Annotated in this window: 10 protein-coding genes; 7 read left to right on the plus strand and 3 right to left on the minus strand. The window is 36.6% G+C overall.

The window, feature by feature from the left end:
- Window positions 1–36: 36 nt before the first annotated feature.
- Together AACZ92_RS01390 and AACZ92_RS01395 are read right to left on the minus strand one after the other, a co-directional pair.
- Window positions 37–2463 carry a hypothetical protein gene (locus AACZ92_RS01390; protein ID WP_339696124.1) on the minus strand — a complete coding sequence of 809 codons (2427 nt, stop codon included), beginning with the start codon at window positions 2461–2463 and terminating at the stop codon, window positions 37–39.
- Window positions 2464–2586: 123 nt separating this feature from the next.
- On the minus strand, window positions 2587–3195 hold the full coding sequence (locus tag AACZ92_RS01395) for a ribonuclease HII (RefSeq protein ID WP_339696127.1): 609 nt from the start codon (window positions 3193–3195) through the stop codon (window positions 2587–2589).
- Between the two features lie 61 nt (window positions 3196–3256).
- Here AACZ92_RS01395 and AACZ92_RS01400 point away from each other — a divergent pair, with 61 nt between their 5' ends.
- The gene (locus AACZ92_RS01400; RefSeq protein WP_339696130.1) at window positions 3257–5149 is read left to right on the plus strand and encodes a putative porin; all 1893 of its coding nucleotides are present in this window, start codon (window positions 3257–3259) and stop codon (window positions 5147–5149) included.
- A 107-nt stretch (window positions 5150–5256) separates the two neighbouring features.
- Here AACZ92_RS01400 and AACZ92_RS01405 read toward each other — a convergent pair whose 3' ends face one another.
- Complete coding sequence (locus AACZ92_RS01405; protein ID WP_339696133.1) at window positions 5257–6399, minus strand: acyl-CoA dehydrogenase; 1143 nt, start codon at window positions 6397–6399, stop codon at window positions 5257–5259.
- Between the two features lie 170 nt (window positions 6400–6569).
- On the opposite strand from AACZ92_RS01405, the gene AACZ92_RS01410 reads away from it, so the two are divergent.
- From AACZ92_RS01410 to AACZ92_RS01435, 6 genes are all read left to right on the plus strand, one after another.
- Entirely contained in the window at window positions 6570–7634 is a 1065-nt protein-coding gene (locus AACZ92_RS01410; RefSeq protein ID WP_339696136.1) for an anhydro-N-acetylmuramic acid kinase, read from the plus strand.
- A gap of 66 nt (window positions 7635–7700) precedes the next feature.
- Window positions 7701–8927, plus strand: a complete 1227-nt coding sequence (locus tag AACZ92_RS01415; RefSeq protein ID WP_339696139.1) for a Glu/Leu/Phe/Val dehydrogenase dimerization domain-containing protein — start codon at window positions 7701–7703, stop codon at window positions 8925–8927.
- Between the two features lie 18 nt (window positions 8928–8945).
- Window positions 8946–10325 (plus strand): sodium:proton antiporter NhaD, encoded by a 1380-nt coding sequence (gene nhaD / locus AACZ92_RS01420; RefSeq protein WP_339696142.1) that lies wholly within the window; start codon window positions 8946–8948, stop codon window positions 10323–10325.
- A 48-nt stretch (window positions 10326–10373) separates the two neighbouring features.
- Window positions 10374–11078, plus strand: coding sequence for a MotA/TolQ/ExbB proton channel family protein (locus tag AACZ92_RS01425; RefSeq protein ID WP_339696145.1), 705 nt, complete (start codon window positions 10374–10376; stop codon window positions 11076–11078).
- The gene (locus AACZ92_RS01430; RefSeq protein WP_339696148.1) at window positions 11078–11470 is read left to right on the plus strand and encodes a biopolymer transporter ExbD; all 393 of its coding nucleotides are present in this window, start codon (window positions 11078–11080) and stop codon (window positions 11468–11470) included. The genes AACZ92_RS01425 and AACZ92_RS01430 overlap by 1 nt, the downstream gene beginning before the upstream one ends.
- A gap of 101 nt (window positions 11471–11571) precedes the next feature.
- Window positions 11572–12390 carry an energy transducer TonB gene (locus AACZ92_RS01435; protein WP_339696151.1) on the plus strand — a complete coding sequence of 273 codons (819 nt, stop codon included), beginning with the start codon at window positions 11572–11574 and terminating at the stop codon, window positions 12388–12390.

Consider the following 12390-nt stretch of genomic DNA (forward strand, 5'->3'; position numbering starts at 1 on the left):
TAAAAGATAATTAGTTACAAAATCAATTAGTTGTGGTTATAGATTATATAAAACAATCTCTTTTTCCGAACCTTTAATAACGATACCAACTTTATTTTTTGAGGATAAGCGACCTATTTCTGCAGGAGAGGTGCCATACACAGGAAAACCATTTAAAAGGTCACCCGAGGCATCAAAAACATACACCTTGCTTTCTTGAGTTTCAGTAGTGGTAATATATTTATTTCGGTTTACAGTAAAAATCTTAGGTTGTGTGTAAATTCCAAACGGTAATTCGGTTAATTTACCATTTATGCGCAGTAAATTGTCATCCATCGTAGCTTTTACATTTCCATTTACTACAAAACCGTAGCTGTTGCTTACATCAAGGGTTTGCGTAGTGGTTTTTCCTGTTTGCGAAATACTTATTTTATTATTGTCCTTTGTAATTACAACAAAACTACTTCCTTCTTCTTCAATGGGTATTTCAGAAAATTCAAACTTTTTTGAAAGGGGTACACGTACTTTTCCAGTTCGGTGTAAAATGTTTAAATGACCATTTTTTTCAGCAATCACAATGTAATCTTTGTTACCCATTCTAATGTGCTGTGGAGGTAGTACAATATTACTTTTGGCTTTTTCGAAAGTGAAACCTTTTACAATCTTCCCACTGTTATCGTACATAAATAACTCTTTACCTTGGGTGATGATAAAACGGTATTTCCGGTTGTTGTCATAATCGAAAACGGAGAGCGGTTGGGTTATTTCGTCTTTAAATTGAAGTGGAAAAGGCGACACATTATTTCCAGTTCTGTCTAAAACATAAAAGTCATTTTTAGTAACAAAAGCCAATTGTTTTTTGCCGTTTCTAAGCACATCTACTTCGTGGATTTTGCCAAGAATAGGATTGTTTAGTTTTTTTGTCCAAAGTGTTTTTCCTTCTTCTGAAATAAAATATAATTTATTTTGAATGTCTTGAACAATAATATCTTTTCCGTTGGTTCGGTGATTGGTAAACAACTGCGGGTCGCCTAAAACGGTACTCTCCAATTCAATGCTGAATTTTTCAGCAACCGTGCCTGTTGTCTGTTTGGTTTCTGAAGCTTCTTTACAAACCAAATTCACGTGTGCAAAATCACGATCGTACGTAAACTGAAGCAATGCCAACGGATAATTAGAAGGGGAAATAGTTGCAATTTCCGAAGAAAAATAAGGTGCAATGGCGTCTGTAATTTTATCGCCCATTTTGTAAATTAAAATAGAAGAAGCATTGCTCAATTGTGTGGATGCATCTTTAAAATAATAGCTTTCTTCTACTACATCGTTATTTTTATAAGCGGTAATAATGGCTTGTGTAATCGCTTCGTTTTCTGAAAACACAAAAAAATCGTCTAATTGAAAAGCTTGTGATAATTTAGTGTTACTAATTAAGGGATTGAGCGTTTTATATAATAAATGGGGTTGGTTAAAATCGTAGATGGTCGTTTCTCGAAACGAGTTATTTTCTGAAAGATATTGTCCCAATGCTTCGTTAGTCATATCGCTATCAATACTTTTTAATACAATTGCACTTCCTTCTTTTAGAAAAATTTCACCTATTTCATTAACCGAACCTAAAATGCTGTTTGTATTTTCAGAAAGCGTTATTGTTTGAAATGGGTGTAAGTTTTCAGACAAAGTCACAGCATCATTATACGTATACGATACAGCAGATAAAGCATTTTTGGGGATAATTTGTTTTAGATCGTTCTGCTGCGGTACTTGCCCTTCAAATACTTTTAATAATTGTGGGACGGTGTCTCGAGCTAAAGCAACTCCGGTTGCTGTTAACGCATTTGGTAAAACGGAGATGTCTAAAGCTATATTTGTAGCAAAGTTTACAGTAGTTGAATCGTTTAAAAATACCTTGGGATCGCTGATTACCGCTGTAAGCTCACTATTTTCTTTTACCGAAATAGCTTTTTTAAAATCAGGGTCTAGTTTGTTTTTTCCTCTTAAAATAGCTGTAATTATTTCTTGAGAACTACTGGCAATAAAAACACTGTCTTGAATAGCAGAGTATGCTGTTTTGTTTTCAATGTTAATGCGTTGCAAGGAAATATCATCAAGCTTTAAGGTCTCAACCGAGCGGTTTTGTATGGAATCAATGTTGAATAAAGTGGAATCTTGCCGAGCAATAAATGTGTAATCTGTAATACTATCGTTTCTTTTACGTATAGAAAGAAAACATTCACTCTTTGGGTTGAGGTGTTTAAAAAGGGTGTGGGCTTCAGTAAAATAAGTGGTAGCCTTGGTTTTACTGAATTCAGAAATAAGTGCGCTATTTTTTATATCGCTCTGTAATGTTTCAAAATTTGAAATCTTTAAAACCAAATCGCTGTTTTGCGGAACAAAGTTTATTAATTCCCCTTTTTTGGTAGCGGATTGATCACAACCCCAAAGCAAAACAAAAAATACTAGTGCTAAAATTTTAGTGTACCCCATCCTTACAAAAATAACAAGTAATTTGTCTAGATTACCTTAAGATGATAACGATTTATTGACGGGTTGTTAACAGTCCCCCTCCGCCTTCGGCACTTCCCCCAAACTAGGGGAGGACAAACTCAATCATTTTGTTTTTAAATTTAGTTTTAGTTGCTCAGGCAATAGTTTAAAACTTTTACGATGATAGGGAGTTGCGCCTAATTCTTTAATGACAGAGCGGTGTTCTTTAGTGGGGTACCCTTTGTTTTTCCTCCATTTGTATTCCGGGTGTTCTTCGTGAATACGCGCCATAAAGGCATCTCGTTCAGTTTTTGCTAAAATGGAAGCCGCAGCAATGTGCAAATACTTTCCATCTCCTTTAATAACACATTCAAAAGGGGTTTCGCCGTAGGGTTTAAATCGATTACCATCTATGGCAATAAATTCAGGCTGTTGCGTTAATTTTTTAATAGAACGGTGCATCGCCAAAATAGACGCATTTAAAATGTTGATTTCATCTATTTCGTCCATCATTACGTGGGTATAAGAGTAGCAAATGGCTTCTTTTTCAATAATTTCTTTGAGTTGAAGCCTCTTTTTTTCTGAAAGCTGCTTGCTATCGTTTAAAAAAGGGTGACTAAAATCATTCGGTAAAATGACTGCTGCAGCGGTAACAGGACCCGCCAAACAGCCTCTTCCGGCTTCGTCGGTACCACATTCAATTAATTTTTTGTTTATTTTAAGCTTCAGCATTAAAATTTAAAATAAAGAATTCCGTTCAAAAGTATACCTTTGCCTCGAAAGTAAAAAATCAATGAAAAACCTACTTTTACTACTTCTCTTTCTCTCTTTTGGAAACAGCCTGTTTGCTCAGGACCCTATAGAAAATACTGAGGAACCCAAAAAACCACCAATAGAGTTGTATAAGATTATTTCCGCAGATCGTGATACTACGTATGTTGATACTAGCTTGAGTGTTCAAAAAGAATATAAATTTAACTATTTACGAAGGGATCAATTTGAACTATTGCCTTTTTCAAATGTGGGGCAGCCGTATAATTCTCTTGCATATAGTTTTGATAAACTGAACTTAAAACCATTGTTTGTAGCGCAATCGCACCATTTTAATTATATGGATGTAGGTGATATGAAGTATTACAATGTCCCAACACCTTTATCTGAATTATATTTTAAAACCGCTTTTGAACAAGGCCAGCAGTTGGACGCTTTTTTTACAGTAAATACAAACGAACAGTTTAACTTTTCGATTGCGTATAAAGGAGTTCGGTCATTGGGAACGTACCAGAATATTTTAACGAGCTCTGGAAACTTCCGCTTTACAACTAATTACACTACAAAAAGTAAGCGCTATAAAGTTCGTGCTCATATTGCTGCCCAGGACATTTTAAATGAAGAAAATGGTGGGTTGCCGGCAAATTCGATTGACTTGTTTGTAAATGATGACCCCGAATTTAACGATCGAGGACGTATTGATGTCAATTTTGAAGATGCCGAAAATTTATTGAAAGGTTTGCGTTTCTACGCGGATCACGAATATGAACTCATTAGTCAACGAGATAGTACGAAGTATAATGTATTGGCAATTGGAAATCGTTTTAGTTACGAAGAAAAATCATTTCTGTACACTCAAGATGCCCCATATGAAAGCTACGGAGATTCGTATGAAAATGCTAATCTGCGAACCAAAACAACCCTAGAAGATTTTAATGTACAAGGCTATGCTCGGTTAGAAAATAGCCTTTTAGGGACTATTAGTGCTTTTGCGGGTTATACAGATTATAATTATGGGTATAATTCGGTTTTAATTTTAGATGAAGGGCGTATTACAAATAGGCTGCAAGGCAATTTAATTCAGTTTGGAGCTGGATATAAAAAACAATACCGAGGGTTTGAGCTTTCTGGGAAAGGAGCCATCAATATTTCGGGAGATTATGATGCTAATTATTTGCAAGGAGCCGCTTCTTTTTCATTTGATGAAGATAATAAAGTAGAGGCTTCCGCCACAATACATTCGGTAGCACCTAATTTTGGATATCAACTATATCAAAGCGATTACGTGAATTACAACTGGCAAAACAGTTTTGAAAACGTAAAAAGGCAAGAGTTAAAATTTGAATTCCAATCAAGAAAGCTTCTAAATGCTTCAGTAAGTTATACAGGTATTGATGATTATACCTATTATTCAATTAAAGAGAATGATTCAACCCCGACTCCGCAACAGTTTGGTGATCGGGTGGATTATTTAAAGGTAAAAGTTCAAAAAGAACTCCGCTATGGAAAATTTGCATTGGATAATACGGTATTGTTTCAACAGGCAGTGAGTGGAGAAGAGGTGTTTAACGTTCCGCAGATTGTGACCAGAAATACGTTGTATTTTCAAGATGAATTTTTTAAAAAAGCATTGTTTTTACAAACGGGAGTTACTTTTAAATACTTTACTGAATATAATATGAACGCTTACGATCCAGTTTTGGCAGAGTTTTATGTGCAAAATGATCAAAAATTAGGTGGTTTCCCATTGTTAGATGTTTTTCTAAGCGCAAAAATACGGCAAACCCGTATTTACTTTAAGTGGGAACATTTTAACCAATTGTTTAAAAGTACTAATGATCAATTTTCGGCACCTGGTTATCCATATCGTGATGCGGTGATTCGCTTTGGCTTGGTGTGGAATTTCTTTTTATAGCTTCGACTCCGCTCAGCTAGCTTTCAGTAGATATTAAATATTTAGATGAAAAAACCCAGCATTTGCTGGGTTTTTTTTGTTTTTATGGTGATTGAGCGGAGTCGAAGTTAATCTCTTAACAACCCTCTTGAAATAACAATTTTCTGTATTTCGCTGGTTCCTTCGTAAATCTGTGTGATTTTTGCATCACGCATTAAACGTTCTACATGGTATTCTTTTACAAAACCGTTCCCGCCGTGAACTTGAACTGCTTCAACAGTAGTGTCCATTGCCACTTTACTAGCGTACAATTTAGCCATTGCACCACTCATATCGTAATTGTTGCCTTGGTCTTTATCCCAAGCGGCTTTCATTACTAAATGACGAGCTGCAGTTATCTCTGTATGCATATCGGCCAATTTAAAAGCGATAGCCTGGTGGTTAGAAATTTCAGTACCAAATGCTTTTCTAATTTTAGAGTAATCGCGAGCCAATTCGTAAGCACCTGCTGCGATTCCTAAAGCTTGTGCAGCGATACCAATACGACCACCACTTAATGTTTTCATAGCGAATGTAAAGCCAAAACCATCTTCGCCAATTCGGTTTTCTTTAGGCACTTTTACATCGTTAAAGTTTAACGTGTGTGTATCACTACCGCGAATTCCTAATTTATCTTCTTTTGGGCCAACTTCAAAACCATCCCAACTTTTTTCAACTATAAAAGCGTTAATACCTTTATGTTTTTTTTCTTTATCAGTTTGAGCAATTACCAAGTAATAATCGGCTGTACCACCGTTGGTAATCCAGTTTTTAGTTCCGTTTAAAATGTAATGGTCGCCTTTATCAATTGCAGTGGTGCGTTGCGAAGTTGCATCACTACCAGCTTCAGGTTCACTTAAACAAAATGCACCAATGGATTCACCAGTGGCTAACTTCGTTAAGTACTTCTGTTTTTGTTCTTCATTTCCGTAGGTTTCAAGTCCCCAGCAAACCAATGAGTTGTTTACTGAAACGATTACAGAACACGAAGCATCAACTTTACTCAGTTCTTCCATAGCCAAAACATAGCTTATGGTGTCCATACCGCCACCGCCGTACTTTGGGTCTACCATCATGCCAAGAAATCCAAGCTCCCCCATTTTCTTTACCTGTTCTGCAGGAAATTCCTGTTTATTGTCCCGCTCAATAACCCCGGGTTTTAATTCGTTGTTAGCAAAATCGCGAGCTGCATCGCGTATCATGATATGTTCTTCGGAAAGACTGAAATCCATAAGTTTGTTTTAAAAATGTATTACTAAAAGTCGTGCAAAGATACCGTAATTAAAGTAAATTTCAAATCTGAAGTTCCAATTTCCAAAACTTTACAACTTACTGTCATTTATTGAACTTAATTCCGCTATCGAAAGGTATCAAGAGGATGTTATTTCGTTATTTTTACAATATGAAAAAAACCAATTATCACGTTTTAGGTGTTATGAGTGGTACGTCTCTCGATGGAGTTGATGTGGCTGAATGCTTTTTTGAAATTTCAGAAGAAAAGAAGTGGAGTTTTAAAATAGGTGCTTCTGAAACAATTGAATATCCAACTATTTGGAAGAAAACACTTCAAGAAGCGGTGCATTATTCTGAAGAGAAACTTACGGACTTAAACGAAAATTATACAGATTATCTTTCTCAAATTATTTCAGCATTTATTTCAAAACATAAAACTACAGCGATCGATGCTGTTTGTAGCCATGGCCATACTATTTTGCACGAACCTGAAAAAGGAGTCACGCTACAGATAGGGAATTTGCCTAAGCTAGCTACTTTAATTAACGAAAAAGTAGTTTGCGATTTCCGAGTGCAAGATGTAAAATTAGGCGGAGAAGGCGCCCCATTGGTTCCTATTGGCGATAAATTACTTTTTCCAGAATATGAGTATTGTTTAAACCTAGGCGGATTTGCAAATTGCTCTTTTCACAAAAACGGAAACAGAGTTGCCTACGATATTTGTGCTGTGAATATTGTATTGAATTTATATGCTGAAAAATTAGGACAACCGTATGATGATGGTGGAAAGATGGCAGCTTCAGGCGAAATAAATGAACAGCTATTAAATCAGTTAAACCATTTGAATTTTTACAATGAAAAACCACCTAAATCATTAGGGTTAGAATGGGTGCAAGCATATATATTCCCTATTTTAGAAGCTTCGGGAGAAACGTCAAGAAATATATTACGAACCTATGTTGAGCACATTACTATTCAGTTAGCACGTCAATTTTCCGAAGGAAAAAAAGTGTTAATTACTGGGGGAGGGGTTTATAATTCTTTTTTAATTGAACGTTTACAAGCTATTAGAAATGTTGAAATAATAATTCCTTCAGAAGAATTAATCGAGAACAAAGAAGCACTAATTTTTGGGTTGTTAGGAGTTTTAAAACTTAGAAATGAAATAAATTGCCTAGCAAGTGTGACTGGAGCAAAACGAGATCATTCTTCTGGAATGGTTTTTAACATCTAAAAATTAGCTAAAAAGAAGAGCAACCGTTTTTAAGTTTTTTATATTTGTAGCTTAACTTACCATTTAATGAAACAATTACTTAAAAAGTACGAAGATAAATCTCCCGAAATTGTTTTTCACTGGAATGACCCCGAAACCGAAGCCGAAGGCTGGACCGTTATCAACTCACTAAGAGGTGGTGCTGCCGGAGGTGGTACACGTATGCGAGAAGGTCTTGATATGAATGAGGTCTTGTCACTGGCAAAAACCATGGAAGTGAAATTTACAGTTTCTGGTCCACCAATTGGAGGTGCAAAATCTGGAATTAATTTTAATCCTGCAGACCCTCGTAAAAAAGGTGTTTTAGAGCGCTGGTACAAAGCAGTTTCACCTTTATTGAAGGCATACTATGGTACCGGAGGTGATATGAATGTAGATGAAATACACGAAGTGATTCCTATTACTGAAGAAAGTGGTGTTTGGCATCCGCAAGAGGGAGTATTTACGGGGCACTTTAACCCTTCCGAAGCTGATAAAATTAATAGAATTGGTCAGTTACGCCAAGGAGTAATTAAAGTTTTAGAGAACAACACTTATTCACCAGACGTTATGCGTAAATATACAGTAGCCGATATGGTTACTGGATATGGTGTGGCCGAAGCAGTACGCCATTATTACGATATTTACGGCGGAAATATTAAAGAGAAAAAAGCCATTGTTCAAGGCTTTGGGAATGTAGGAGCTGCCGCTGCTTACTACCTCTCTCAAATGGGAGCGAAAGTGGTTGGTGTTATTGATAGGGCAGGCGGGATTATTAATGAAGATGGATATTCTTTTGATGAGATAAAAGAGTTGTTTCTAAATAAAAACGGAAACACTCTCGTAGCAGAAAACATGCTTTCTTTTGAAGAAATAAATAGTAAGATATGGACATTAGATGCTGAAATATTTGCTCCTTGTGCCGCTTCTCGTTTAATTACCAAAGAACAAATATCGCAAATGATCGATAGTGGACTAGAAGTAATTAGTTGTGGGGCTAATGTGCCTTTTGCGGATAAAGAAATTTTCTTCGGTCCTATTATGGAATATACAGATGAACGGGTAAGTTTAATACCCGATTTTATAAGTAATTGTGGGATGGCACGTGTATTTGCATACTTTATGGAACGCAAAGTACAAATGACAGACGAAGCTATTTTTAATGACACATCTATGACCATTAAAAATGCTATTCAGAACACATTTGATAATAACAGTACAAAAACAAACATTAGTAAAACCGCTTTTGAAATTGCCTTAAAACAGTTGATATAATATACACCCTTAAAGAAAATGGAATCGATTATTATTTTAATTTTTGTAATAGGTTACTTAGCCATTACATTAGAACATCCTTTAAAATTAGATAAAACTGTGCCCGCCTTAATTATGGCGGCTTTAATTTGGGCCGTACTTGCTGTCGGCTTTCACAGTGGCTGGTTCAATGTGGTCGATTCGCACGATAATGCCTTTAGTTATCTCACCGGAGGAGAAGCGGCCGATGAAGGCTTTAAGAATACGCTACTACATCATTTAGGAAAGACAGCTGAAATATTAATTTTTCTTATCGGTGCGATGACCATTGTCGAGATAATCGACCTGCACCGTGGATTTGAAATATTAAAAGGCGCTGTAAAAACAAAAAGCAAACGTAAGTTACTGTGGATTATTGGTATATTGGCTTTTATACTTTCAGCAATAATTGATAACCTAACAGCTACTATTGTTTTGGTTACATTACTACGTAAATTAATTCATAAAAGAGAAGATAGGTTGTGGTATGCAGCTATGGTTGTAATCGCTGCAAATGCTGGTGGTGCTTGGTCTCCAATAGGGGATGTTACCACTACGATGCTTTGGATTGACGATAAAGTAACTGCTGCTGGTTTAATAGAGTTTGTAGTATTGCCTTCCATCTTCTGTTTTGTTGTTCCTTTTTTTATAGCGAGTTACTTAAAACCCTTTCGCGGAAATATTGAAGTAGATTCTACTAAAGATACAGTTGCCGAACGTCTATTGAGTAGTAAAACCATGTTGTTCTTAGGATTAGGGATGATTGTTTCGGTGCCTGTTTTTAAGACTGTTACGCATTTGCCACCTTATATGGGGATGATGTTAGCACTAGGTGTAGTGTGGCTTGTTTCAGAATATATTCATCCTGAAGAAGATTTCAGCAGTGAAAGACGTCATTTGTATTCAGCGCACAAAGCTTTATCAAGAATTGAAATATCGAGTATTTTATTCTTCTTAGGTATATTAATGGCTGTTGCAGGACTAGAAGCCTTAGTGTTTGGCGCAGTAAATGGAGAGCAAGTAGGAACACTTCGCTATGCTGCAGAACAATTAGATATGGCAATCCCTAATCAAGATGTGGTAGTAATATTATTAGGTATATTCTCTGCAATTATTGACAATGTGCCTTTAGTGGCTGCATCTATGGGAATGTACGATTCTCCAACAGATTCGGTATTATGGCATTTTATAGCCTATTCGGCAGGAACAGGTGGAAGTATGCTTATTATCGGTTCAGCTGCTGGTGTAGCTGCAATGGGTATGGAGCGAATCGACTTTATCTGGTACCTTAAAAAAATCACTTGGTTAGCCTTCATAGGCTTTATAGTAGGAGCAGGAGTGTTCTTATTATTTGAAAGAGTGATATTTCATCATGTGTAACAATTTCTAATGCCATTTGGCGTTATCCTATAAAACTGTAAACAATTTATGCTAAACTTCTTAATTCAGGAAGGTGCAGAAGAAGCAGCAACACAAGCTGCAGACCCTGAAACAACCGAAAAAACACTTTCCGTACTTGAACTAGTAATGAACGGTGGCCTAGCAGCCCAGATTATTATTGGGGTATTGTTTATCCTACTGTTTGTAGCTGTTTATATATACTTTGAAAGGCTTTTTGCAGTCAAAGCTGCTTCAAAGATCAACAGTAATTTTATGAACCAAATCAGGGATCACGTAGCAGGTGGAAACATTCAAGGAGCTAAAGTACTCTGTGCACAGCAAGATAGTCCCGTTTCAAGACTTACCGAAAAAGGGATTTCTCGAATAGGGAGTCCGTTAGAAGATATAAACACTGCTATTGAAAATGCCGGACGGTTAGAAGTCTATAAACTAGAAAAAAATGTTAGTATTTTGGCAACAATTGCCGGTGCTGCACCAATGATTGGTTTCTTAGGTACCGTAATTGGTATGGTTTTGGCATTCCACCAATTAGCAACTAGTAGTGGGCAAGCTGAAATGGGGGCATTAGCCGAAGGTATTTATACCGCTATGACCACAACCGTTGCAGGTTTAATTGTAGGTATTATTGCCTATATGGGATACAATCACTTAGTAGTGCGTACCGATAAAGTAGTTCACCAAATGGAAGCCACAGCGGTAGACTTTTTAGATCTATTAAACGAACCAGCATAATGAATTTAAGAGGTAGAAATAAAATAAGTCCCGAGTTTAGTATGAGCTCCATGACAGATATTGTATTTCTGTTGCTGGTGTTTTTCCTATTAACATCGCCCGCTATAACTCCAGATGCGTTAGATTTAATTTTACCAAAAGCAAGCGGTAAAACAACTAGCGTACAAAAAGCATCGGTAAGTATAACAAGCGAAGGCGCTTATTATGTAAATAAAGAGCGAGTGAGTGAGTATACAATGGAAAAAGAACTAAAAAACATACTCGCAGGACAAGAAGAACCTACCATTATCTTGCGAGCAGAAGAGGGCGTACCTATTGAAGATGCTGTTTTTGTAATGGATTTAGCAAATAAAAACAACTACAAAATAGTATTAGCTGTACGCCCAAATTAATAAATTGGGCAGCACCCTAATCGGGTCGGGCTTTCATCGCTACACGGTAGCGTATTCAATCCCTGCTGCAAAAAAAATCTAAACTAAATATTTAACCTATTATGTCTTTACTAGACACAAAACATAAAAAAAAGAGTATGACTATCACGGTAATTCTACACGTGATTATCCTTATTTTGTTGTTTTATGTGGGGTTAACCTATTTAGATCCACCGCCAGAAAATGGTATAGCTGTTAACTTTGGTACAACCGAAACCGGCAGCGGAAACATTCAGCCTACCGAACCTATAAAATCAGCACCTAAAGAAACAACACCACCGCCTACCTCACAACCTAAGACTGAAATTAAGGAAGAAGTGGTTACACAGGATGTTGAAGATGCACCGGTAATTAAAAAAGAAAAGAAAAAGGAAGTTCAAAAAGAAACTCCTGTTAAGGAGCAACCCAAAGAAACACCTAAAAAACCAGATCCTAAGCCAGATAAAACCACCACTGATGCGTTGTCTAACTTGATTAATGCTCCAAAAAGCGATGGTACAGCAAAGGGTAGTGAAGGAAATGACGACACTGCTGGAGATAAAGGAAACCCAGATGGAGATCCTAATGCCAAAAGTTACTATGGAACCGGAAAAGGTCTTGACGGCGATGGTAACTACTTGTTAGGAGGTCGTAAAGCTTTAAACAAGAAAAAATTTGAACAAGAATGCAACGAAGCTGGTAAAGTAGTAGTAAGCATCGAAGTAGATCGGAATGGAAAAGTAATTAATGCTACACCGGGAGTTCGCGGAACAACAAACAACTCAAAATGTCTGTTAGAACCCGCTAAGCGAGCAGCCCTAGCCACCCGATTTAATTCAGATGATAAAGCACCTGCAAAACAAATAGGAAAGATTATCTATAATTTCAGTCTCTCGGAATAA

It is taken from the genome of uncultured Marixanthomonas sp. (assembly GCF_963974425.1).
GTDB lineage: Bacteria > Bacteroidota > Bacteroidia > Flavobacteriales > Flavobacteriaceae > Marixanthomonas.

Bases quoted from the DNA above. Each gene is read 5' to 3' on its own strand.
- AACZ92_RS01405 (WP_339696133.1), bottom strand. From the start codon at position 6,399: ATGGATTTCAGTCTTTCCGAAGAACATATCATGATACGCGATGCAGCT.
- AACZ92_RS01435 (WP_339696151.1), top strand. From the start codon at position 11,572: ATGTCTTTACTAGACACAAAACATAAAAAAAAGAGTATGACTATCACG.
- AACZ92_RS01410 (WP_339696136.1), top strand. From the start codon at position 6,570: ATGAAAAAAACCAATTATCACGTTTTAGGTGTTATGAGTGGTACGTCT.
- AACZ92_RS01425 (WP_339696145.1), top strand. From the start codon at position 10,374: ATGCTAAACTTCTTAATTCAGGAAGGTGCAGAAGAAGCAGCAACACAA.
- AACZ92_RS01415 (WP_339696139.1), top strand. From the start codon at position 7,701: ATGAAACAATTACTTAAAAAGTACGAAGATAAATCTCCCGAAATTGTT.
- AACZ92_RS01430 (WP_339696148.1), top strand. From the start codon at position 11,078: ATGAATTTAAGAGGTAGAAATAAAATAAGTCCCGAGTTTAGTATGAGC.
- AACZ92_RS01400 (WP_339696130.1), top strand. From the start codon at position 3,257: ATGAAAAACCTACTTTTACTACTTCTCTTTCTCTCTTTTGGAAACAGC.
- nhaD (WP_339696142.1), top strand. From the start codon at position 8,946: ATGGAATCGATTATTATTTTAATTTTTGTAATAGGTTACTTAGCCATT.
- AACZ92_RS01395 (WP_339696127.1), bottom strand. From the start codon at position 3,195: ATGCTGAAGCTTAAAATAAACAAAAAATTAATTGAATGTGGTACCGAC.
- AACZ92_RS01390 (WP_339696124.1), bottom strand. From the start codon at position 2,463: ATGGGGTACACTAAAATTTTAGCACTAGTATTTTTTGTTTTGCTTTGG.